Source organism: Sorangium sp. So ce726 (genome assembly GCF_051521405.1).
In the GTDB taxonomy this organism is placed as follows: Bacteria; Myxococcota_A; Polyangia; order Polyangiales; family Polyangiaceae; genus Sorangium.
The window spans coordinates 9,141,774-9,165,568 of sequence record NZ_CP150349.1 but is presented as its reverse complement, the minus strand read 5'-3'; the positions used below and the strand labels follow the sequence as shown (position 1 = coordinate 9,165,568).

The 23,795-nt window shown below is 68.7% G+C and carries 18 protein-coding genes; 15 read left to right on the top strand and 3 right to left on the bottom strand.

All coding sequences use genetic code 11. The features are described from left to right. Positions 1 to 34: 34 nt before the first annotated feature. From WME79_RS33960 to WME79_RS33910, 11 genes are all read left to right on the top strand, one after another. The gene (locus WME79_RS33960) at positions 35 to 3,307 is read left to right on the top strand and encodes a protein kinase domain-containing protein (RefSeq protein WP_437523284.1); all 3,273 of its coding nucleotides are present in this window, start codon (positions 35 to 37) and stop codon (positions 3,305 to 3,307) included. 509 nt (positions 3,308 to 3,816) lie between these two features. Beyond that, positions 3,817 to 5,814, top strand: coding sequence for a CHAT domain-containing protein (locus WME79_RS33955; protein ID WP_437523281.1), 1,998 nt, complete (start codon positions 3,817 to 3,819; stop codon positions 5,812 to 5,814). Further along, a complete protein-coding gene (locus WME79_RS33950; RefSeq protein WP_437523278.1) occupies positions 5,811 to 7,532 on the top strand; it encodes an nSTAND1 domain-containing NTPase in 1,722 nt (573 codons plus the stop codon). The genes WME79_RS33955 and WME79_RS33950 overlap by 4 nt, the downstream gene beginning before the upstream one ends. A gap of 70 nt (positions 7,533 to 7,602) precedes the next feature. After that, positions 7,603 to 8,562: a tetratricopeptide repeat protein gene (locus WME79_RS33945; protein WP_437523275.1), complete on the top strand. Its 960-nt coding sequence runs from the start codon at positions 7,603 to 7,605 to the stop codon at positions 8,560 to 8,562. A gap of 33 nt (positions 8,563 to 8,595) precedes the next feature. Continuing rightward, the gene (locus tag WME79_RS33940; RefSeq protein WP_437523273.1) at positions 8,596 to 10,896 is read left to right on the top strand and encodes a glucosyltransferase-I; all 2,301 of its coding nucleotides are present in this window, start codon (positions 8,596 to 8,598) and stop codon (positions 10,894 to 10,896) included. A gap of 634 nt (positions 10,897 to 11,530) precedes the next feature. Next, entirely contained in the window at positions 11,531 to 11,872 is a 342-nt protein-coding gene (gene tnpA / locus WME79_RS33935) for an IS66 family insertion sequence element accessory protein TnpA (RefSeq protein WP_437523270.1), read from the top strand. Continuing rightward, complete coding sequence (locus WME79_RS33930; RefSeq protein ID WP_437523267.1) at positions 11,869 to 12,018, top strand: hypothetical protein; 150 nt, start codon at positions 11,869 to 11,871, stop codon at positions 12,016 to 12,018. The genes tnpA and WME79_RS33930 overlap by 4 nt, the downstream gene beginning before the upstream one ends. 484 nt (positions 12,019 to 12,502) lie before the next feature. Next, positions 12,503 to 12,934 (top strand): hypothetical protein, encoded by a 432-nt coding sequence (locus WME79_RS33925; RefSeq protein ID WP_437523264.1) that lies wholly within the window; start codon positions 12,503 to 12,505, stop codon positions 12,932 to 12,934. 126 nt (positions 12,935 to 13,060) lie between these two features. Then, positions 13,061 to 14,410 (top strand): helix-turn-helix domain-containing protein, encoded by a 1,350-nt coding sequence (locus tag WME79_RS33920; protein WP_437523261.1) that lies wholly within the window; start codon positions 13,061 to 13,063, stop codon positions 14,408 to 14,410. Then, positions 14,407 to 15,222, top strand: coding sequence for an ExeA family protein (locus WME79_RS33915; RefSeq protein ID WP_437523258.1), 816 nt, complete (start codon positions 14,407 to 14,409; stop codon positions 15,220 to 15,222). Before WME79_RS33920 ends, WME79_RS33915 begins: the two co-directional genes overlap by 4 nt. Then, a complete protein-coding gene (locus WME79_RS33910; protein ID WP_437523255.1) occupies positions 15,219 to 15,476 on the top strand; it encodes a hypothetical protein in 258 nt (85 codons plus the stop codon). The genes WME79_RS33915 and WME79_RS33910 overlap by 4 nt, the downstream gene beginning before the upstream one ends. 501 nt (positions 15,477 to 15,977) lie before the next feature. Here WME79_RS33910 and WME79_RS33905 read toward each other — a convergent pair. After that, positions 15,978 to 17,069, bottom strand: a complete 1,092-nt coding sequence (locus WME79_RS33905; protein WP_437523252.1) for an IS1 family transposase — start codon at positions 17,067 to 17,069, stop codon at positions 15,978 to 15,980. 447 nt (positions 17,070 to 17,516) lie between these two features. Here WME79_RS33905 and WME79_RS33900 point away from each other — a divergent pair, with 447 nt between their 5' ends. From WME79_RS33900 to WME79_RS33885, 4 genes are all read left to right on the top strand, one after another. After that, on the top strand, positions 17,517 to 17,843 hold the full coding sequence (locus WME79_RS33900; RefSeq protein WP_437523249.1) for a hypothetical protein: 327 nt from the start codon (positions 17,517 to 17,519) through the stop codon (positions 17,841 to 17,843). 64 nt (positions 17,844 to 17,907) lie between these two features. After that, positions 17,908 to 18,975, top strand: coding sequence for an IS630 family transposase (locus tag WME79_RS33895; RefSeq protein ID WP_437523247.1), 1,068 nt, complete (start codon positions 17,908 to 17,910; stop codon positions 18,973 to 18,975). Between the two features lie 16 nt (positions 18,976 to 18,991). Continuing rightward, complete coding sequence (locus tag WME79_RS33890) at positions 18,992 to 19,288, top strand: hypothetical protein (protein WP_437523245.1); 297 nt, start codon at positions 18,992 to 18,994, stop codon at positions 19,286 to 19,288. Between the two features lie 203 nt (positions 19,289 to 19,491). Continuing rightward, entirely contained in the window at positions 19,492 to 19,734 is a 243-nt protein-coding gene (locus WME79_RS33885) for a hypothetical protein (RefSeq protein ID WP_437523242.1), read from the top strand. Between the two features lie 646 nt (positions 19,735 to 20,380). On the opposite strand, the gene WME79_RS33880 is transcribed toward WME79_RS33885, so the two are convergent. Beyond that, positions 20,381 to 22,096, bottom strand: coding sequence for a hypothetical protein (locus WME79_RS33880; protein ID WP_437523239.1), 1,716 nt, complete (start codon positions 22,094 to 22,096; stop codon positions 20,381 to 20,383). Continuing rightward, a complete protein-coding gene (locus WME79_RS33875; RefSeq protein WP_437523236.1) occupies positions 22,093 to 23,781 on the bottom strand; it encodes a hypothetical protein in 1,689 nt (562 codons plus the stop codon). The genes WME79_RS33880 and WME79_RS33875 overlap by 4 nt, the downstream gene beginning before the upstream one ends. Between the last annotated feature and the right edge of the window lie 14 nt (positions 23,782 to 23,795).

Below are 23,795 nucleotides of genomic sequence, written 5' to 3'. Positions count from 1 at the left end.
GACGCCGTCCGGGCGCTGGCGCTAGATTGGGCGCATGGCGCCGAGGGACGACACGCTCCTCCCGACGACCCAGCGCGATGACAGCCCCCACGCGGTCGGCGCAGCGCGCGAGCGCCTGCCAGGAGCAGGCGGTACGCGCGCCAGCGCCGAGGCATCAGCGCCGTCGCAGGCAGCGCTTCGCGGCGAGGAGAGCCAGCTCGGCCGTGTGATCGCGGGTCGCTACCGTCTGGTCGAGCGCCTGGGCGCCGGCGCGCACGGCGAGGTCTGGGCGGCCGACGATCTCGTGCTCGGCGGACAGGTGGCGTTCAAGTGGATGCGCCACGCTGCAGGGCAACTGCTCTCGCGGATCCGTCGGGAGGTCACGACGCTCCGGATGCTCCGCGTACCCGGCGTGGTGCAGCTCCTCGACGACGGTACGGAGGGCGGCCGGCCGTTCCTGGTGATGGAGCGTGTCGAGGGCGAGCCGTTTCCAGGGAACATCTCGCGCCGGGGCGGGGAACGATGCCGCTGCAGCTGGGCCGCCCTCGCCGACCCGACGATGGCGCTGCTCGAGGTGCTCGCGCGGGTGCACGCGGCGGGCATCGTTCACCGGGATCTCAAGCCCGACAACATCCTGGTGAGCCCGGAGGGGCGCCCTACGGTGCTGGATTTCGGTGTTTCGCTCTGGCGTGATCCGGCGGATCGCTTGACCGAAGCCGGTGAGATCCTCGGCACGCCGCTTTACCTCGCTCCGGAGCAGATCCTGGGCAAGGCGGTGGATCCACGCACCGATCTCTACGCGATCGGGGTGATGCTCTACGATGCGCTCACGGGGGAGATCCCTCACGACAGGGAGGACCTCCAGACGATGCTGCGGGCACGGCTCCTGGAGCCCGCGCCCCCGGTGCACGAGCTCGCCGCCGACCTGCCCGCGGACGTGGCGAGGATCGTCGATCGGCTGCTCGCGCGGGACAAGGAACAGCGGTTCCGAACGGCGACCGAGGTGCTGGCGGCCCTCCGCGGGCAGCCAGCCATGGCGCGGGCCGGACCGACGTTGCCGCTCCTCGGAGATGGGCGCGCGCTCGGCGAGGTGCTCGCAGCCGCGCGGGCGGGGCGCTCCGTGGATGTGGTGGGCCCGCCGGGCTCCGGGCGCTCGCGCTGCCTGGGCGACGCGGCCGAGGCGCTCGCACACGAGGGGCGAGAGGTGGCGTGGACGCGCGCTGCCCGCGCGCCGCTGGCCAGCGTACAAGCGGTGGTCGGGGTGCCTCAGCAAGGCGCGGCGGCGCTCGGGCTCGCTGACATGACGGCCTGGGTCGAGGCGGAGCTGCGGTCCGTGCTCGCGCGGGGCGTGGTCGTGCTCGCGGACGACGCGGAGGGGCTCGATCGGTGGTCGGCTGCGGTGCTGGATCGGGTCCGTTCTGGGCGAGGCACGATTGTGCGAGCGCTCCTGGCTGCGCCTTCCGATGTGTGGGAGGGGGTGGCGGACGTCGCGTGGCTGCGCCCGCTTGACGAGGCGGCGCTGCGCCCGCTGTTTGCGGGGCCCGACCGGCTGCTGCACCTGCGCGAGGACGCAGCGCGCGCGCTCTGGGAGCGGACCGAAGGGCTGCCGTTGTGGATCGAGGCCGAGGTGACGTTGTGGGTGCGCCTCGGGCTGGCCCGCTGGGACAGCGCGCAGCTGCGGATCGACCGTGACGGGCTGGTGCGGTTGAACGCTGGCATGCTCGGCGCCATGCGCGCGCGGTCATCGCCGGTGGAGAGAGAGCGCGAGCCGCACCAGGAGGAGCTGCTGCGATGGCTGGCGGTCGGCGGGCATCACCTGGAGCTGCCGCAGCTCGCGCAGGTGATGGAGCAGCCGCTGTGGAAGATCGAGGCGGAATGCGAGGCGCTCGAGGCGAGCGGCGCCGCGCGGCGGCTGCCGGGCGGACGCATGGCGCTGCGCGGGCAGGTGGACATCCCGTGGCCGTCGAGCCGCCGCCTGGCGGCGCACCGGGCGATCGCCCGGACGCTGCGCCCCGGCCAGGAGGGGCGCCTGTTGCACTGGCTCGCCGCCGAGGAGGTGCGCGAGGCGTGGGCGGAGGCGATCGAGATCGCGCAGCTGCGCGGGCGCGAGGGGGATCTAGGCGCGGCGCTGACAGCGCTCGAGGAGGTGCTGCGCGTCGTGCGGCTGCAAGACGACGTGGAGGCGGGATACGAGAACGCGCTCCTCGCCGAGTGGGTGAAGCTGGCGTTCGCGGAGGGCACGCCGTACGCGCTGGATCGGGTGCTGTACGAGCTGTCGCGCGCGGTGCGCCGCACGCCGGAGGTGCAGCACCTGGAGGCCCTCGTGCGCGCCGGGCTCGCGGCGCCGGGCGCGAACGGCATGCAGGCCCTGGAGCTGGCGGACGGGATCCCCCCGTTCGCCGACGCGGAGCTGGAGCGGCGGCGCCAGCGGGTGCGCGTGGTGGTCGCTGCGGCCAAGTCGTCGCCCGCGCTGCTGGGAGAGATCCTCGCGGCGGTGAGGGAGTGGGCGGAGCGCTCCGGAGAGCCGATGGCGCAGCTCTGCTTCATCGAGGGGCAGGCGCTACTGCGCTATAGCCAGGGACGGTTCGAGGAAGCGGCGGCGCTGCACGCGGTCGCGGCGGAGGAAGAGCCGCGGCTGACCGCGCGGATCGCGGCGACCGTGAACTGCGCGTCGGCGCTGCTGGAGGCGTTCCGTCACCAGGAGGCGGCCGAGCGCGCGGCCACTGGACGAGAGCTCGCGGCGCGGGCACGGCATGCGTACTGGGAAGGGCGCGCAGAATGGCTGCTCCGCGCCGCGCGCTACCGCATGGGGGAGGCGCACGAGCCGGATCTGGAGCTGGTCGACGCGGTGCAGCGCGTGGGCGTGCAGGAGCTGGAGGCGCTGGTCCGGCTGAACGAGGCGGCCGTGGCCTACCGGGCCGGGGCGCTGGAGCTCGCCGCGGTGCTCGCGGGCAGGGCGGCATGGTTGTGGCGGCAGATGGCGCGGCCGTGGGGGGCGCTGCTGGCGCGATCTGTTGCGCTGGCGAGCGGGGCGGGCGCGCAGGAGGCGGAGGTGCGGGCGCTCGCGGAGCTCGCGGTGCAATGCCGGGTTCCCGGGATCGGGATCCAGGCGCTCGGGCTGCTCGGGCGGGTGTTCCCGGAAGCGAGGCCTTCCTGGCGGGAGGCGGTGGAGGGGCTCGTGCTCGGCGTACCGCGGGAGCACTGGGGCCGGCGGATCGAGGTGCTGTCGGTGGAGGAAGCGCTGGAAGGGGCGCTGGGGGGCGGCGGGAGCGGTGAGCTGACGTCACTGACGGCGGCCGCCGACGGTTCGCCTCCGGCGCCGAGCTGACGCGTTCGGGACCAGCTGACGCGTCCGGGACTTGCCGACGCGCCCGGCTGGCGTTGACGCGTCCGGGACCTGTTGACGCGTCGGGGGCGCTGCGGCGCCCTTCGCAGGGCGCGGATGAGCCGCCGACGCTCGGAGCTTCGACCCCATGCCGCTCGAGCTCGGACCTGGGAGCCCAGCAATCGGTTCAGCTCGTACGGCCTTACGTTCCAGAAGGCTCGTCCGGTTCCCCTGGGGGCACGAGACGTGACCCGGGCTCCCGGCGCCTGGCATAACGTCTGCTTGAGTCCGGGAAAAAGTGGCTCATCCGTGACGCGCAGCCCGAGGCGGTGACCGCCGATGGGATGCACACCGCGCAAGATAGGGCCGCGTCTATCAATAGCGATCGATGGGAGCGCGAGTGTGCCGTCGTGACCTCGCGTTGTCGTTGCGAATCCGCATGCTCATTGTCTTTCTCCCGATCGGCGCAGTAAACGATGCGCCTCGACCATGCTGTACGCCAGCATTTGAGTATGCCCATGTGGATAGAGATCGAGGTGGACTCCGGCGGGGAGGGTGTGCGCGTGGGCGCGCGCGGGAGCCGCGGAGAGCGTCCCCCGGTGCACACGCTCTCTTCCGAGCTGGGAACCGATGCGCTGCAAAGCTTCGCCAGCAAGGTCGGGAGGGCGGTCCGGAGCGGCAGGGCGCTCGATCCCGCCGTCGTGAAGGAGGCCCAGGCGCTCTACGGCGAGCTGCTCAAGGACGATCTCCGGGACGTGCTGGCGAGGCTCCGCGAGGCGTCGAAAGACAGCCCGCTCCTCGTGCGATTGTTCCTGCGCGACCGCGCGCTCCTGGGGATCCCGTGGGAAGCTCTTTGCCGTCCGGGGACGGCGGAGGGGTTCTTGGGAACGGACCCGAAGGTCCTCCTGGCGCGCGGGGTGACCTCGCCGGAGCCCTGGGAGCCGCGCGACGTCCTGGGCGCCGTCCGCGTGCTGGCGATCGCGCCGGGGAGCAACGAGCGGAGCCTCGTGGTGCTGAAAGAGGCACTCTCGCCATCCATCGAGGCGGGTGAGGTGGAGTGGCTGGACCCGATCGCCGGCCCGGACATCAGCGCTCAAGTCCTCTTCGACCGGCTGCGGCGCGGCAAGACCCCTCACGTGCTGCACTGGCTCGGTCACGGCGGGGTGGATATTGCGGGGAAGCCCGTCCTGCGCGTGGCCGACGACGAGGACGGCGAGGAGGTGTGGATCACCGCAGAGGCCCTGGGGCGCGAGCTCTCCGCGAGCTTCTGCGAGGAGCTGCGTCTCGTGATCCTCGAGGCCTGCGAGGGCGCGAAGGCTGGCGCGTTCGGCAGCGCCGCCGAGATCCTGGCGAGCGCCGGCGCAGACGCGGTGGTGGCCCACCTCTGGCCGGTGAAGGCGGACGTGGCGCGCCTCTGCTCGTCCGAGATCTACCGGTCCCTCACGGGCGCGGAGCGAGGCCTCGGCGACATCGGCGCGAGCGTGGCGGCGGCGCGCAGGACGCTGCTCGCGCAGAGCGCCCAGGCGTTCTCTCCCATCCTCTTCTTGCGAGGCACAGGCTCGGCCATCTTCGACTTCGGCGAACGGCGCATCTCCCAGCAGCGAGCGCGGCGGAGCTCCAGGGGCCTCTCGCCGGCGCTGCAAAGCCTGCTCGAGAGGCCATTCACGATGGTGCTCGGCGATTTCGAGGAGGACCGCGCCGCGCTGAAGGCCGAGCTCCTCTCGTTCATGGAGGCGGGTGGCGACACCGCGACCGCGGCCCTCTCGCTGAGCGCGCTCACGCAGCGGTGCGCGCTCAGGTTCGGGCAGGAGAGCTTGCACGTGCTCTTCCAGCAAGCGCTCATGGCCTCCCTCGAGGAGCCGGTTCCGCCGCTCGCCCGGACGCTCGCGCGCCTCGTCACGCCCGGTGTCCACATCACGCTCCTCTGGCGGCCGCACATGGAGCGCGCCATCGCCGAGGCTCACCCGCGGCGGAACGTCTTCGCCATCCAGCCTTCGCAGCTGGGAGCGAGCGGCAAGCCGCTCGTGGTGAAGCGCGCCGCCGGGGCCGCCGCGTGGAAGATCGAGCCCGTCCTTCCGAGGCGGTTCGACCTGGACAGCGACGTCGTGATCCTTCGCCTTTACGGGGGATATTCGGCCGGGCCCCGCCCCATCTTCTCCCACCCCGTGCTCACCGAGGACGATCATATCCATGGCTTCCTCGGAGCCCTCGGGCTCGACCCTCCGGTATGGATGGAGGAGCTGCTCTCGCGGCCCCGCGTTCAATCAGGCCTCTTCGTCGGGCTCTCGGCGCTCGACTTTCGCCATCGCATGCTGCTGCGCTGGCTCTACGATCACCGGCAGGCGCCGAGCGACAGCCTGGCCATCTTGACGCCGGACGCCGACGCCAGCGAGCCCGAGATCTGGGAGGCCGGCTGCGGGCTCCCGGGCGGCGGGCGCATCGCCTCGGTCATCGAGGACCCGGATCTCGTAGCGCAGCTCGATGCGTTCACCCCTGACGAGGGGCCATGAGCGAGAGCACGCCGCCGGAAGGCGAGGAGGCGGACGGAGAGCGCAACAGCCTATCCCCTCCTTCCGGCGGCCGGATCTCGGCCGAGGAAGTGGCGGAGCCCGCGAGCGTCGTCGCCCCGCCGAACCCATTTCCCGGCCCGCAGCCGTACCGCGCCGCCGATCGGGATCGGTTCCACGGTCGCGGAGAGCTCTCGTACCGCCTCGAGGCGAGCGTCCTCGCCAACCGCTGCGTGACCGTCTATGGGCCGTCCGGAGCGGGCAAGTCATCGCTCATGCAGGCGTCGGTGATCCCTGCACTCGTCGACACGCAGCGGCTCCGGGTCGTCCGGGTCGACGCCTGGCCCGAGGATAAGGGGCCCACGCAGTGGCTCGCGGACGCTGTCTACTCCGCGCTTTCGTTCGGCGCGCGGCCGGCCGAGCTATCGGCCGAGGAGGCCTTGCTGGCGGCCGCGCAGCGCGCCGCGCGCAAGTCGCCCCGGATCACGCTCCTGTACCTCGATCAGGTCGAGCAGCTCCTTTACCCGAGTCGGAGCACGACCGAGGTGGAGGCGTTCTTCGCCGCATTGAATCGCCTCGTGGACACGCCGCTTCGCGGCCTGCGCGTGGTGATCTTGCTCCGCGAGGATTACCTGGGTCGCTTCCGCGATCGGCTGCGGGAGCACCGCCGGCTGTTGAGCCACGGCTTCCGGGTCGGTCCGCTCACCGTGGCCGAGCTCTCCGAGGCGGTTTGCAAGGCCGCGGCCGGCGGACAGCCGCCGCAGACCTGGGAACTCGCGCCGGTGCGCGCGCTCATGCTCCAGGTGCGCGTGCCCGGCCAGGCCGAGTCGGACGACGCCGAGGCGCAGGCCGCATATGCGCAGATCGTCTGCCGGGCGCTGTTCCAGCAACGGGCACAGGGCGGCGGCGCGGCGGAGCAGGAGGCCGTCGAGGCCGAGCCAATCCTTCAGCATTATCTGGAGGCGACGCTCGACGATCTTGGCGCGCTCAGCGCGGCGGCGCGGCGCCTCCTGGAAGATCACCTCATCACGGCGGACGGCAGCCGCACCCTGCGCACCGAGAAGGAGCTCCTCCGGCTCTTGCCGGCCGAGGAGCTCGGGCCGATCCTCAAGGCGCTCGAGGGCGCCGCCATCCTCCACGCCGAGGAGCACCAGGGCAGCCGCTATTTCGAGATAGGCCACGACTGGCTGGCGCGCAGGGTCTCCGAGGCGCGGCAGAAGCGCGAGCTCGAGGAGGAGCAGCGCCGCCGCGAGGAAGCGCAGCAGCGCGAGCTTCAGCGCGGGCGCGAGGAAGCGGAGGCGAGGCTCGCGCAGGAGCGCGCGCGGCGGCGCAGAATCACGGTGGTGGCGCTCGTCTCGCTTGTCATCGCGGTGTGCGCCGCCGTCCTCGGGGTGTGGGCCTGGCAGCAGAAGCGGTCGGCGGAGGCGGCGCGCCAAGCAGCCGAGGAGCAGCGGCAGATTGTCGACCGAGAGAGGAGCAGGGCAGAGGCAGAGGCAGAGCGGGCCCGCATGGCGGCCGAAGAGGCGCGGCTGGCGCGTGACGAGGCACGCGCATCCGAGCGCTTGGCCCGCGAGGCCGAGGACCAGGCGCGCGAGGCCGAGGCCAGGGCGCGCGAGGCCGAGTCCCAGGCCCGCGAGGCTGCAGCTGAGGAGCGCCGCAGCAAGGAGGCACTGGAGAAGCTCATAGAGCGCGCGGTCGGAAAGATCAAGCCGGAGTTATAGCTATGAGGGATTTACTGCCATGTACTTGAGGCGAAGAAGAGGGGTGAGGCCCTCTAGGTTCCCGGTAGGAGTGTTGCTGTCCGGCATACTCGTGGCCTTCTGCGCTGCATCGGCACGTGCCGAGACGCCGCGGCCTCGGTGGTCCGAGGGCATCCCGGCGGATCGCATGGAGAGGGCCCAGGCGCTCTTCCAGGAAGCACGCGAGCTGCACCGGGCACTGATGCTCGGAGAGGCTCGAGCCAAGTATGAGGAGGCCCTGAGCTACTGGGAAAACCCGGAGCTCCGGCTCTACCTCGCCCGGGTGCTGATGCGCACCGGGAAGCCACTCCTGGCCTACGAGAACCTGCAAAAGGCGCTTTGGTGGGGGCCGGGATCGATCGATCCGGCGTATGAGGAGGAGGCACGGACCGCGATGCGAGAGCTCGAGCAGCGCGAGCTTTCCGCGATCCGAATCCGGTGTCACGAGCCGGGCGCCGCGGTGATGCTCGATGGCAAGCCGTGGTTCGTCGGCCCCGGCTCCCGGCGTCAGATCGTCATTCCGGGCGAGCATATCGTCACGGCGAAGAAGACGGGGTACTATCGGGTCGCCAAGCCGGTCGTCGTGCTCGCCGGGAAAGAAGCCGCAGGGACAATCGAGCTGAGTTTCGACAAGATCGTGACTGAGCGTCAGTGGCCGGTGTGGCTGCCCTGGGGTGTGGCCGGCGCCGGCGTGGCGCTCGGTCTCCTGGGCGCAGGGCTGGAGTGGCAAGCCACCGTGCTTCACGACGAGGCACGGCAGCGCTTCGAGCGCGCCTGTGACTGGGTGTGTACGCCGCAGAGCGCCGACAAGTATGACCGGGGAGTGATGGAGAGCCGGATCGCCATTGGCTTGATCGTCGTGGGTGGCGCTGCGCTAGTCAGCGGGTCGGCCATGGAAGCAATGAATGTGCCGCGCTCCTACCGCACCGAGGACCGAGGCGGCATGAAGGTCGGGCTCGTGCCCGTGGTATCGGGGAGCGCGGCGGCCCTGTTGACCAGGATCTCGTTCTGAGGCTCTCCTCTTCTGAAGGCGCGAGGATAGGCGATGACAACTACGATGAATCACACCATGCATCCGAAGGGGAAGAGTTCGGGCCGCTTTCGGGGACGCGGAGCAGCGTCCTGGGCAGGCGCGGCGGTTAGCGGGATCGCGAGCATCGTCATCGTAGGCGCATGCCTCAGCGCGGAGACGACTCCGTGCGGCGAGGGCTTTTGCTTGAGCGGTTATGCCTGTGAGCAGACCAAGAGCGGCGCGTACTTGTGCCTGAGCCCTGAAGCAGCCGGCCAATGCGGCAATGGGATCCGTGAGGGCAAGGAGATGTGCGATGACGGGAACACGACCTCTTTCGACGGATGTCGTGACGACTGCCTGTCCGACGAGCGCTGCGGCAACGGCGTCACGGACAGGCATATGAGAGAGGATTGCGATTGTGGTGCCGATAGCTACAGGTCCGGCTCGAATGATTGTGCCGACCAGCAGAACTCGAAATTGGGTGGCTATTGTCGCGAGAACTGCATTCGTCACTGCGGCGATAAGGAGAAAGCCGAGAACGAGGTTTGTGAGCCCGGACTGCCGGTTGCGACGTCCTGCAAGGTCAAAATGTATGACTTTGGTCGCCCCGGATGTATGGCGTCCTGCGACCGATTGTCGCTGAGTTCCTGTGGGAAATGGAACTGGCAAATCATCGAATTTGTCCTTCCCCAGCGCTTGTATGGAGTGTGGGGAAGCGGTCCAGGCGATGTATACGCCGTCAGCGGTAACGGTACGATCGTGCACTACGACGGTCAGAGCTGGCAGAGCACGCCTTCGGGCACTGGGAGTGGGTTGCTCAGTGTCTGGGGAAGCGGCCCAGAGGATGTCTATGCTGTCGGGGTAGCGGGTACGATTCTGCACTATGACGGTAAGAGCTGGCAGAGCATGCCTTCGGGTACAGAACTTGGGTTGCGCAGTATCTGGGGAAGCGGCCCAGAGGATGTCTATGCCGTCGGCGAAGGGGGCACGATCCTGCACGGTGATGGTCAAAACTGGCAGAGCGTGGGCTCGGACACAGTCACGACGGAGAATTTGCGCAGTGTGTGGGGGATTGGCCCACGGGATGTCTATACCGTAGGCGAAAATGGCATGATCCTTCATTATGACGGTAATAGCTGGCGGCGCACATTCTGGAATTTATCGGAGCATCTGAATGGCGTGTGGGGAAGCGGTCCAGACGATGTCTATATCGTCGGCGAAGGGGGCACGATCTTCTACACTAATGGTACGATTTTGCAGCCCATGACCACGGGCATACAGCCGTGGCCTCTGAATAGCGTGTGGGGAAGCGGTCCAAACGATGTCTATGCTGTCGCCCTCGCGGCGGTTCTGCACTATGACGGCCAGAGCTGGCAGACTATGCGCAGCGGCTCCTCGGCGACTTTGGTCAGTGTCTGGGGAAGCGGCCCTGATAATGTCTACGCCGTCGGCTACGGCGGCACGATCGTGCGCTACGACGGCCAGATCTGGGAGAGAATGGGCTCGGATACATCGAATCGTCTGAACAGCGTATGGGGAAGCGGCCCTGATAATGTCTACGCCGTCGGCGATGTGGGCACGATCGCGCGCTACGACGGTGAGAGCTGGCATAGCGTGACCTTGACCTCGAAATATCAATCGCAAAATCTGAATGGCGTGTGGGGAAGCGGCTCAACGAATGTCTATGTCGTCGGCGGAAATGGTACGATCTGGCACTATGGCGATGAGCGCTGGCAGATCATGGAATCGAATACATTGCAACATCTGTATAGCGTGTGGGGAAGCGGCCCAAAGGATGTCTACGCCGTCGGCTATGGCGGCACGATCACGCACTACGACGGTGAGAACTGGCAGAGCGTGACCTTGACCTTGGATAATAAATCGCCGCCTCTGTATGGCGTGTGGGGAACCGGCCCAACCGATGTCTATGCCGTCGGCGAAACGGGTACGATCTGGCACTATAGGGGTAGGGGCTGGCAGATCATGGGCTCGAATATATCGAAGCGTCTGAACAGCGTGTGGGGAAGCGGCCCAACGGATGTCTATGCCGTCGGTGAAGATGGCACGATCCTTCACTATGACGGTAGGAGCTGGCAGAGGATGCCCTCGGACATAGATGCGGATCTGCTCAGTGTGTGGGGAAGTGGCCCTGAGGACGTCTATGCCGCCGGTGAAAATGGTATTTTCTTGCACTACGACGGCCACGGCTGGCTACAGCTCAACTCGACGGTAAAGACCACACTCCACGGCATCTGGGGCCAGGCAGGCCTTTCCTTCGTGGTCGGCGATCAGGGCACGTTGTTCCGCCACATCCGGACAGCACGGGCGCGGTAGCATGGGCCGATTCGGAATGGGAGGTTGATGCCACTGCCCAGAGCCCACACCCCAGGCTGAACTCCCAGTTGTCGACTGCGTTCTCGAGACTCGATGAATTGGGCGCCGCGAGGGGGCCAGGTTACGACGCCGCGCTGGCCATGGCTCACGCCACGCTGCAGTCGCTCTTCGAAACCGCATATCGAGCGATGGTGACTTTACTGATGCTCTACAATCGGATCATCCGTCGCGTAGATGCTCCGTGGGTCGGCCGGTGGATAATCTTCCGTACTGGGATGGTCCGACGTCCTACCCGGACGGCGTGGACGCGTCACGATGCGCACCAGCAGGGCGGCGCGTGGCTCGACGGGGCTCGCTGGGGGCGCCCCTACGCGACACGCCGATCGCGGCTCCCGCTCTGAAATGTTACCAGTCCTCGGCTCGTACCCATGAGCTGGCGCCTGCTGGGAGACGTCCCCGGGGATGTCAGACATGGGCTGGCGCCTGCTGGGTGACGCCCCTGGGCAAGTTGGACGATGGGCCGGCGCTTGCTGGGAGACGTCCCCGGGCATGTCAGACATAGGGTACGCGTTCGGCGACCTGCATGCTGTCTTGGAGCCTCTGCGCTGCGTAGAGATCCGCGCCGGAGGTGTGGATGGACGAGAGCAGACGCATCTGGCGCGACCGGGTGGCGCGCTGGCACAAGAGCGGGCACTCCGCCCGCGTGTTCGCGGAGCAGGAGGGGGTCAGCGCAGGCACGCTCTACTCCTGGAGCCGCCGACTGGGGATGAAGCGGAGCGAGTACCGGCAGCGCTCGGAGAAGGCGACGCTGCCCGCGTTGCTGCCTGTGGTGGTCGCCCCGTCGAGCGCTGCGGCGTGCTCGCCGGGCACCGCGCTGGAGATCGTGTTTCCGGACGGGGCGGTCGTGCGCGTGCCGCCGACGTTCGACGAGGAGACGCTGGCTCGAGTCGTTCGCGCACTCGGAGGCGTACGATGATCCCGGGCCGCGTCTCGATCTGCGTCGCCACCTGTTACCGAGCACCGTCGTTGATGCCCATGGTGCGCTTGTCGATCCGGCTCTTTGATGGCGGGGCGCTCGACCCACCGGAGAACACCATCGTCGAGGCGGATCAGACGCGATGACAGAGGTGTCCGGGGGCAGCAAGTTGCCGGAGCGCTCCCGGCCATGCATTACGCCGAGTCCGGTGAAATTCTCATTGGAGCTCGTCCCGAGCACGATCGCGCTGGTCGAATCCAGGAGCACAGGAAAAGAGGGAGCGCGCATTCCGTTCGCCTCTCGAAAATTACCAGCATGACTCCTCGCCCGTCGGCGTAACGAACGGAGTAGGTCAGCGGCAGGAGCGGAGCATCGGCGCGGCGCCGGCCACAAAATAGGCGACGGGAGGAGCTCGTTTGGCCGCGTGCCCCCTCCCATCGTGCTCCGAATCGCTTGAAAGAGCGGAGCCCTCAACAGATCGTCCATTTGGACCTCGATGTCAAAGGCTGGCTTGGTTCCCCGCCCACCGTAGACCGCGCGCGGCCAGCCCGCTGCCCCCGTTGCGGCGCGGCGGGGTGCCCGCTGGGGGGCGGGTTGGGGCTGTGGGGTCACGGAACGCGGTCGCGGCAGGTGCGCGGGCCGCTGGCTGCCGGTGAGCGCGGCGGGCTCGTCACGATCGAGGCGCGCCGCTATCGATGCCGCCGCTGCAGCGCCGCGATCACGGTCGTGCCGCGGGGCGTCGCACCGCGACGGCACTTCGCCGCGACGGCGATCGGTCTGGCCCTGCTGCTCGTCGGCGTCGCCGGTGCAGCGCTCATCGAGGTGCGGCGGCGCGTCAGCCCTTGGTCCACCAGCTTCGATGCTGACAGCTGGGTGACCGTGCGGCGCTGGCTACGCGCCATCGACCAGGGGCGCCTCTTTGCGGCTGTCCGCCCCAGTCCCCTCGCTGCATCGCTGCGGCAGCGGGCCGAGCGGGCGGCAATGACGCTCGTCGCGATGGCGCCTTTTGCGGCCGAGGTCCCCGAGGCCGCCGTCATGGTGGGCGCCGCGCGGGCTGCATGATGGCAAGCGGCCCGCTCGCCGAGCTCATGGCGGACCCCACCCGGTTGGATCCTCGGTCGGCGGAGCGCCTTGCGCTTGGATGGCTGTGCGGCCGGTGCGGTGTCACCGGCGCGGAAAGGACACGACGTGCAAGACCCCCTCCAGCCGAAGGACCACGCCGAAGCGGTGGCGCTCTATCGCAGCGAGATCATCGGCTCGCTCATGCACCGCGAGCTCGACCGCGGAGAGCTCGCCGAAGCGCTCGCCGACCTGAGCAAGCAGCGGTTTCGCCCTCCTCGCGCCCATTCTCCGCGCACCTACTCCGTCCCCACGCTCGAGCGCTGGTATTACGCGTACAAGACCGAAGGTCTCGAGGGCTTACGCCCCAAGCTCCGCAAGGACAAGGGGAGGGCGCGCGAGCTCACCCCCGAGCAACGGCAGATGCTGCTCGAGATCCGAGAGGAGCACCCGAGCGCCTCGGTCTCGCTCATCCTCGACACCCTGATCGCGGCGGGCCGCATCGACAAGGGCGCCATATCCGCCACCACGGTGCGACGGCTGTATGCCGAACACCTCCTCGATCGCGTCGCGCTGCGCGATCGCACGGGCGGCAAGGTGCGGCTGCGCTGGCAGGCCGAGCATCCCGGCGCCCTGTGGCACGGCGATGTGTGTCACGCGTCGCCGATCCTCGTGAACGGCAGCCCGGCGCCGGTGCGCATTCACGCGCTGCTCGACGACGCCTCGCGGTACATCCTCGCGCTCGAGGCGATGAGCGCCGAGCGGGAGGTCGACATGCTGGCGCTCTTCATCCGGGCGCTGCGCAAGCACGGCGCTCCCGACGCCCTCTACCTGGACAACGGCTCGACCTACCGCGGGCACACCTTGCACCTTGCGTGTGAGCGACTCGGCACCACCCTGATCCACGCCCGCCCGTACGACGCCCCCGCGCGCGGCAAGATGGAGCGCTTCTGGAGGACGTTGCGCGAGAGGTGCCTGGACTTCACCGGCGCGCTCGGGTCGCTCCACGAGCTCAACGTCCGGCTCTACGCATGGGTCGACGAGCACTATCACCGCACACCGCACGCGGCGCTCTTCGGCAAGTCCCCCGCGCAGGTCTACGAGGAGTATCCCCACGTCACCGACGACCTCGACGAGCGGAAGCTGCGTGACGCGCTCACGACCCAGGCCCGCCGGCGCGTCCGGCGTGACAGCACGCTCTCGATGGATGGGGAGGACTGGGAGACCGATCTCGGCTTCCTCGCCGGCCGCCTCGTCACGGTGTCGAGGTGCCTCGTCACGCCGAACGAGCCGCCCTGGATCGAACACGAGGGCAAACGCTTCGCCCTGCACCGGGTCGATCCGGTGAAGAACGCCCATCGGCCGCGACCGGCCTGCAACCTCGATGTCGCTCACGAGGCGCGCGTCCCCTTCGACCCGCCGAAGACCCTCCTGGACAAGGCTCTCGGACGAACGCCCCGCGATGACGAGGAGCGATGACCATGGACTTCTGCAGCTACTTCAGCTTCACCGCAGAGCCATTTTCCAAGGAGGTCGAAGACGGCGAGCTCTGGCTCCCCCCGTCCAAGCAGATGCTCCTCGAGACGCTCATCGAGGCGGCGCACGCCAGAAAGAGCGTGCTGCTCGCCGGTGACCCAGGCGTCGGCAAGACGTGTCTGCTCCGCGCGCTCCGTCATGCCCTTTCGCCGCAGACGTTTCGCCTGACCTACTGCGCCAACGTGACGCTTGGACGCCGGGACTTCTATCGGCAGCTCTGTCTGGCGCTCGGTCTCGCTCGCTGCAGCACCGCTGGAGACGTCTTCTACGCGGTCAGCACGCACGTCGAGGAACTCGCGAAGGAGCGCGTATTTCCGGTCTTCGTCCTCGATGAGGCCCATCTGCTTCATCAGGACACACTTGATCATCTTCACATACTCCTTAATTACGCATGGGATAGCCGCGCATTGCTTTCGCTCGTGCTGCTTGGCTTGCCCGAGCTCGGCGAGCGGCTCCGCGTGCGCCGCAATCGCTCCCTGTATTCGCGCCTCCATTACCGATTGACCATCGACCCGCTCACGCCGGACGATACGGCCGACTATCTGCGTGTACGTCTCGGCCGAGTCGGCTGCACGAAAGAGCTCTTCACCTCGGACGCCATCGCGATGCTGCACGAGGCGGCCGCTGGCAGCCTGCGCGACACCGATCGACTCGCCACCGCCGCGCTCCGCGCCGCTGCGCGCAAGAAGCGCAAGCTCGTCGAGCGCGACGTCCTGAGCCGCATCCTGCAGCTGGACGCAGAGGAGGCCGGATGAACCCCGTCCCCGCGGCCGAGGGGGACACGCGACGAGGCGACGCCGCGGGCAGCGCAGCCGCCGCCCTCGTCGCGGCCCTCGCGCTCGCCCGCGGCGCGCTCACCGCGCGCTACCCGAGCGACCCGGATCCGCTGTGCCCTCGTCTCTACGCCGTCGACGTCGTGCTCCACTACCTCGATCGGCTCGACGACGCTCTCGCTCGCTACCACGCCGTCCTCGACGGCGATGACCGCCTCCCACTCCGCATCGACTGAGAGCGCCGGCGCTCTGCGACCGCCGCAGTCACCCGGCGCATCGCCTCGCTGCGATCGCGGTGAGCGGAGATCCAGCTCGATGATGGCCATCACAGAGCCGGATCTTCCGGCCATCAAGCAACCTGCTCGGTAACAGCTTGGCCGCTACCTCAATGGGGTAGTGGATGGACTTGCGAGCCCAGACTAGCAGCTCGGGTTCGACGAGGGCTTCGGGGCTCTGCACGGCGACGGTACCAGGCACCGATGATGCCTCGCTCGCTGTGTGCCATGCAACTTCTTCGAGAGGGGCGCGGTCGCGTCGCGGACGCCTACTCATGTCGACCCCCGCGCTGCGCCCACAGCAGACTCGACGGACATACAGAGGTCCGGCTGCGCGTAGTTGACGAGTGACGCAGCGCAGCGCAGGCGATATTGGCGCCTTGTAAATGTCTGTAAATTCACTGCGTAACCTCGTTCGCAGGCGTAAGTGCCTACGCGCGGAGAGGCACGAAGCGGACCGAGTCACTCTTCGAACAGGCTGAGCTGCACCATCCGCCTCGGCTTCGGTGCGGGCGGCGGTTCTGACGGTGGCGGCGGTTCCGGTTCCGCCGGAGCCGCTGCAGACGCCACGGGCGGCGGCTTCGGAGTGGGCGCAGCGGGAGCGCTCCCGACCAGCCGGAGGAACCCCCTCCCGTTCGGCAAGGCCCGTGCGGGCGCCGTAGGCGTCCCAGGGGGCGGCTCCGGCAGCTTGAGCACCCTGGGCTTCGGGGGCTCCCCCGGCGCTTCGGAGAGCGCCACCTCGACGAGCTCCTCGATGCTCCAGATGTGGTCGGTCAGCCCGGCCTCCATGGCGGGCGTCACGCGGTGCGCCTCGTGCGGGCGGCAGAAGTTGTAGAACGCCATGTGCAGCGCGACGGCCGCCTTGTGGTGCGGCAGGCGCTTGCTGAACCCGTTGCAGAGCCGGGTGAAGCGGCGGATGTGCATGCGGATCGTCAGGTTCTGCCGCTCGATGTGGCTCGTGCTGGCGCGCTTCATGTCGGGCACGCCGAAGACGGGCGTCTTCGTGATGAACGGGTCGCGCGGCGGCTCGTACCTGTGATCGTCGTCCTTGCGGCCCTTGCGGCGGTAGTTCTTGACCACCTGGGCGTAGTCGACCGAGCCCGCGAACGACGAGCCGACCGCGGCGACGTAGGGCGCCCAGCCGTCGCTGTAGAGCTGCGGGACCGTCACCAACCGGGCGCGCAGGTCCTTGATGAACGCCGCGGTGTTCACCTCGTCCCGCTTGCCGACGCGGTACGAGATCACGAGCTTCGACGCGCTCGCCATGCCGACGAACACGTACGCCTCGCCGACCTCTGGCGAGTCGCCCGGCTTCACGCGCGCCTCTTTCTTCTGGACGTAGCTCCAGATCTCGTCGACCTGCACCGTGCGGCAGTCGACGTCGCGCACGAGGCGGTTGTGCAGCCGCTCGCAGCCTTCCCCCATCCGGAGCAGCAGCGACAGGATCGCCGGCTGGCTCACGCCGGTGAGCCTCGACGTGGGACGGATGCCCGCCCCCTCGGCGAGATGCGACACGACCTCGACGCGCTTCGCCATGGGCAGCACGTGTGCCATGCAGGGCCTTGCCTCTCCCCAAGCGGGGGCCCATGCTGCACATGCGACGTGCGCAGGGCGGGCCTACCGCTCGGCGTTCCGCAGCCCTGCTCTCGGGGACCAGCCGGGGGCAGGGCGCTTTGCTAAGTACCCTCAAAATAGCACGGAAACCCTACGTTCCCCGTGGTTTATGAGCAGATAGGACACGGGCTGTCATAGCCCGCGTGGGCGTTTGCAGCCTGTTTGACGGCTCCTTTGCGTCGTCGGTCGTGACGGCCAGCGGGCGCGCAGCGATGCGCGAGCGGGGCGGTTGGAAGGCATAGAAGGACGCCGCGATGAGGGCGTCGCCGCGGCAGCGGATCGACCCGCAGGACAAGGATGGATCGGCGCGCCGCGGTTGACATTTGGCAACCAAATTCCGGCGGCGCGCGCGTGGCGGGTCGGGTAGTATCGCGCCAGGAGGCATGGATGAAGTTCAGGACTGAGGCAAAGGGAAACAGTGCGACGTTCGATGGGACGGTCCGCTACGGCAATTACCGCGCGACGCTCGAGACGTCGTTTGGTGATCAACGCAAGCTCGTGGATTTCTTGTGCTCGACCTACGGCACCAAAAACGGCTACGGCGAGTTGCCGTTTGACCTAGTACAGCGTTCCCGAAGTTCGTACCTGGATCTGCGGTACACCAGGCCAGGCCCTCGCGATGGCTCGCAGCCCGAGCGTGGCGAGCCTACACGCGACGCATTCCGGTCTACGGGGCGGGTTTGCCGGTTCATCCACGATCGCCTGCGCTTTTGAATCCATCAGCACGGGGCAGGTCCCACGCGCGTAAGTGCCCCGAGCTCGCGCAAAAGCCGTTCTGTTGCCCGCGTCGCTGCGCCAGAAGCTGCAGCACGCGGCGCGCTCGCCCAAGACCCCGCAGCGCGATGCGCAGCGTGCCCGGATCGCGCTCTTGGCCGACGAGGGCTGGAGCAACGAGCGGATCCAGCTTGATGTAGGCTGCGACATCAAGACGGTGCGCAAGTGGCGCAACCGGATCGCGGCGTTTGCTGACGAGGCGGTGCTGCAGGACAGGATGCGCAGGGGCCGACCGCCGCGCGTGGCCACCACAGTGCACTACGACCTTATCAAGTTGGCCTGCAGTCGCCCCGATGAGCACAAGGTCCCGTTCGAACAGGTCTGGACTCTGGAGCGGCTGGCGAAGGCCCTGAAGCTCGAGACCAAGGTAGAACTGAGCCGCACCGAGATCTGGCGCGTGCTGCGGGGAGCAAGCCTCCGACCGCATCGCGTCCGGCTGTGGCTACACAGCCCGGACCCGCATTTCCGCCCCAAGGTCGAGGCGATCTGCAAGCTGTATTTGGAGCCTCCCGCAGGCGCCACCGTGCTCTGCGTCGACGAGAAGACGGGCATGCAGGCGCTGAAGCATCGGTTCCCCATGCAGCCGTGCCGTAGCCGAAGAGCCGCGCGCAAGGAGTTCGAGTACCAGCGCCACGGCACGCGCACACTGATCGGGGCCTTCAATATCAAGACGGGCGAGGTGGTGTCGCGCTGCGGACCGACACGCACCGCCGCCGATCTGCTCGCGTTCATGGACGAGGTGGCGGAGCGCTACCCCACGGGCGACGTCTATATCATCTGGGACAATCTCAACATTCACCACGGCGCCAGGTGGAATCAGTTCAACGCGCGGCACGGCGGACGCTTTCACTTCGTCTACACGCCCATCCATGCGTCGTGGGTCAATCAGATCGAGCTGTGGTTCAGCATCCTGAGCCGTCGGGTGCTCAAGCACGCCTCCTTCGCGTCCGCCGAGGAGTTGAGCCGTTGCGTGCTCGCCTTCGTGCGCCACTGGAACAAGCACGAAGCCCGGCCCTTTCGCTGGAAGTTCCGCGGCCAGTGGAGGGCGACCTTGCCGTCCTACGCCGCCTGAGCTTCCGTGCGGTCCGATGTCGAAGCCGTCCGCCTCCCCGGAGCACGCCGCCTCCGTCCGCGCCTACCTCGCAGCCGAGGGAATGTCCCATCTGCGGGCCCGCAAGTACGGGCAGCTCGTGATCATCGAGTCGGGTCCTGGAGCGGGCCCGATAGCCCACGCCAGGCTCCGCCGTGACACTGTCCACCTCTGGACGCTCGAGATCGCAACCCACACCGGTAGGTGGGAGAAGACCGGCTTCCGCGGCCCGTGGCAGGACTTGCTCAAGCTGTTGATGACCGACTTCCCCTGGACGCTCGCGCCGATCGAGTAACTCGCTCCGCGGCGTTGTCCCGCGACGAGCTCGCTCCGTTTCAACGCCCGGCCAGCCCGGCTCGCGGCCGGGTGGCACAGCGCCGATCCAGGGACGAACTTGGGGAACGCTGTACTAGTGCTGGAAAGCGGGGTTCGGCTTGGCGAATGCATGATCACGAGGCACGGCCGAGACCTCGGGTTGATCTACATGCGCGAGACGGGATGACGAACCCGTCACCGACGATCGGCATGCGCGTGCGGCTCATCCTGGAGAACGGCGGCCACGCCATCACGAAGCGCGTGGAGGTGCCCGCCGTTGGCTCGCTCGTCCTTGCGGACCGCGAGCGGCGCGTGGTGAGCGTGGAGCCCGTCGCCGAGCGCGGGCAGGCGGACGTCTACCTGCGCGAGGACGCCGACGACCTGGCGACGCAGATCGACCCGGCGGCGCACTTGGCCTTCGTTTAGGTGATGAAGCGCGACGGGTGGGACGAGGAGGAGGAGCTAATAGTCTGACTGGCGGAGCGGTGCGGCCGTCGAAGACGGCTCGCATCCGCGTCATCACTTCGGAAGCTTCTTGAGCTGCTCACGTATCTCTTTGAGCGCCTTGCCAAGATACGTGATGCACTCCTCAGGTGTGTCATGGTCTTTGATTACGACCGCGCCGGTTCCCACTGTTCTGAACTCGCCACAGCGCGAGCAGAGCAAGCGGTCACTCGCAGGCTGCGGCGAATCCTGACCCTGGAAAGCTTGATGCGCGGTTGTTCCGGGAATGTTTCGAGTACCTCTTGGCTGTGTCATCGCGCGATCCTGTACCGGCTCGCCGCGTTGTGTCAACGGCCTGGAACGCGGGCTGCTCGGCAGGGACGACGGCGGTATGCGGGAGGCGACCGGATCGACCGTCAAGGCGGACCGGGGCCCGTTGCTCAAAATTGAGCACTACCACTGGGAGACGTCCCCAGGCATGTCGGACATGGATAGGTGTCTGGTCGAGCAGGCGCCGGCCCATGTTCGACATGCCCGGCACCCTGCTTCGCACGTCCCCGGCATGTCGCCACGAGTGATGCCGGCTACAGATCGGCCTCGGCGCCCACCGCACCAGCGCCCCGCGCCGTCACCCACCGAGCCGCGACCGCTCCCCGGCCCGGTACGCGTCGACCCAGCCCCACAGCGTCGCCAGCGAGACACCCGCGCGCGCCGCGATCGCGCGCGGCGTCTCGTCCCCGCCGAAGAGCGCGTCCACGGCCGCCACCTTCACGTCGAGCGCCACGACCTCTGCACCGCTCGACTGCCCGCGTTCCTCAGAGATGGCCGGCGCCGGCTCCCCGTCACCAGGCGACGCAACAACCGCCCCCCGACGCTCCGGCGCCATCCCCCGGAGGGCGCTCTGCCGGAGCGGCAGCCGCGCCGCCGGATCGCCCAGCAGCACATAGCCACGGAGGTCGTTGCGCAGCATCCAGAGGCGCGCTCGATCGACGCGATCCGTCGGGTCAGGCCTTCCCTCCGCCCGGGCGCTCGCCTCCAGCTGATAGCTCGCCATCAGCGCGTCGTTCGCCTCGCCATAGGACTGCAGCAGCGTCCCGAGCGCGACGCCCGCGCGGCCGCCGCGGGCCATCACCCGCAGCGCAGCCAGGATCCGCGACTTGCGGCCCTCTGCCGGATTGCTCGCGCTCGAGAAGCTGTACGTCCACGCGAGGTCCATATGACCGATGACCCCAAGCGGCCCCTCCGGGCTCGCCAGCGCCGCCTGCGGCATCGCCGCCACGAACGGGCGACTCCCACGCGCAGGCAAACTCTGCAGTACCAGCTCGGCCTTTCCGCCGTAGGCGCCCTCCTTCGCGAGCTGCGACAGCCACGCATGGTACGCGCTCGCGCTCGGCGTCCCCGCCCCGAAGCAGGCCATACAGAACCACAGGCCGCTCGGCAGGAACCGCTGCCCTCGCATCCGCTCGGCGTCGAGCACCTCGCCCCGGCCGAGGAGGAGCGCGCCCTGGCGCCGCCGTTGCTCGTCCTCCGAGCGGAAGCCGCGGCGCGGAGGCCCGAGCCCGTGGCTCACGGACAGCAGCACCGACGGCCGCCCGGAGGCGCCCGCCGCCAGCAACTCGTCGGTGGTCTCCGCGTCGATGGTCTGCACACACGCCACAGGCAAGCTCCCCTTGTCCCTGCCTTCCTGAACCGCCGTAACACTCGGCCCGACGAGCTTCGTCGCGCCGGCGTGTGTGGCCGTCGAGCCGTCCGGCGCCACGAAGAACAGCATGTCTGCGGCCGGCTCGGGCGTCCCCTCTCGCGCGAAGCGCACGACCTTTTCCGCATACGCGGCGTAGCCGTCGAGATCCACCTCGCCGGAGGCGCCCTCGAACTGCACGCGGCCGACCAGCGCGCTGCCCGCGATCGCGTGCTGGAATTCAAGGGAGACCTGTTCCAGATCGCCGAGCAGGAGCAGGTAATACGGCCACTCGTCCTCCGGTACGTCGTCTCGCCAGCACTCGGCCTCTCGCCACGCCGCCGTTTCCCGGGCGTCCATCTCCGGCGGCACGCGGTGGACGGTCACGGGCGCGCCCTGCTCTTCCTCGCGCAGCCGGATCAGCGGCGCGATGGCCTCGAGGAGCTGGCTGCCTTCGCGGCTCCTGGGCGCGACGACGGCCCACCGCTGGACCGTGAGGTCGTTCGGGTCCGCGTCCGTCCGCTTCCGCTCGAAGCTGTCCTTCTCACGGGGCCTCGGCCCGCGCTGGGCCGCCTCGCCCGGAAGCCCCTCATCGAGGACGGGCCGGAACTCCTCCGCGTCGGCGAGCAAGAGGTCCAGTCGGCTATCGCCATGGAGAGCGGTCATGTCACTTCGCCCAGCACGGCGCGCCCGGCCTTCCTGTAGATCTCCGCGAGCGCGCTCAGCTGCTCTGCCGCGATGCCGTGCTCGCTGGCCACCGCCGTGATGGACGACCTGCCGGAGAGCAGCTCTCCAATGGCCCTCTCCACATCGTCGATGCCCATGCCGTGCGGCAGCTTCGGCGCGACCGCTGCCTGCTCCCCGACCTGCCCCCCCGACGCGACCGCGTGCGCCGTGCCGGCGAGCGGCGCCGTGGACCGGACCTCGCCCACCACGCCGCCGCTCCCCGCCGCGTTCTTCTTCAGGTGCCTGCGCCTCGCCGGGAGCCACACCGCCGGGTCGCCGAGCAAGACGTAGCCCGAGAGATCCTGCCGCAGCATCCACAGGTGACCGAGCCGCGCCGGGTCCGGCGCGGCGCCCAGCCTCTCCGCGCTGTCGTAAAGGCTGGTGAGCTCGACGTTCGTCAGCAGAGACGCCTTCAAGAGCTCCCGGAACGCGCTCCCCACGCGGCTCGTCCCGAGCGCCGCCCGGACGAACTCCACGAACTTCGAGGGACGCCAGAGCGCACTGCCCGTATCCCTCTCCTGGAAGCTGTAGGTCCAGGCGAGATCGATGTGCCCCATCACGGCGAGCGGTCCGTTCGGGTTGGCCAGCACCACTTGCGGCAGCCGGGCGATGAACGGCCTCTGGCCGCCCTGAGGAAGCCCCGCGAGCACTGAGTCGGTCTGGCCGCCGAAGTGGCCGCTCTGCTTGAGCCGCTCGAGCCAGTGCCGGTACGCGCTGACGTCCGGCGTCCCGGCGCCATAGCACGCCAGCATGAACCAGATCCCGCCCGGCAAGAACGGGGCATCGCCGAGGTCGCCACCGCTCAGCTTGTCGCGCCCGAAGCTCATCGCCCCTTGCCGGTCGCGCTGGTCACCCTCGGTCTTCCACCCGCCGCGAGGCGCGCCCGCGCCGTGGCTGATGCTGAACAGCACCGTGGGCTCCGGACGCTTCACCGCCTCCAGGAATGCGTCCGGAGAGGGCTCGCCCTGATCGCCCCGATCCCCGAGATCGGCCACATCGACTTTGTACTTCCCGAGCTGGGCGATCGCGGGCTCGGCGAGCGACCTGTGGCCGATCGTCGTCGCGGCGGTGCCGTCGCGCACGGTGAAGAACGCGGCGCTGCCGGCGGCCTCGGTGCGCGCCCTTTCCCAGCGGAGCACCTTGTCGACGTAGGCCTCGTACGCGCGCTCTTCCCGGAAGCACAGCCGTCCGACGAAGCCGTCGGTGGCCTGGTGCTGCTGGAGGGCGAGCGGCACCTCGTGGAGGTCGCCGAGGATGAGCTGATAGCGCGGCAGATCGCGCGCGAGCTCCGCGCCGACGTCGAAGCGCTCCTTGCGCCAGCGGGCCGCCTCTTCCGGTGACATCGCGGAGGGCGCGCGGTAGATCATCACCTCACGGCCGCCCTGCGCCTCTCGCCGGGCGTCGATGAGCGGTTGAATCAAGGCGATGAGGCGGTCTCCCTCGGCGCCCTCGGGCGCGATGACGCCCCACCGCTGCTCCTCGAGATCGTCTGGGTCGCCCGTCTCTTCCCAGAAATGCTCGAGAGGGATGCCCTCCCTGTCCGTCGTGTCCGCTCGTGCCGCCGCGACGTTGGAGAGCCCGTCTTTGAGGACTGGCTCCGCGACGCCGTCGGGTGTCAGCAGCAACTGGAGTTCATCCC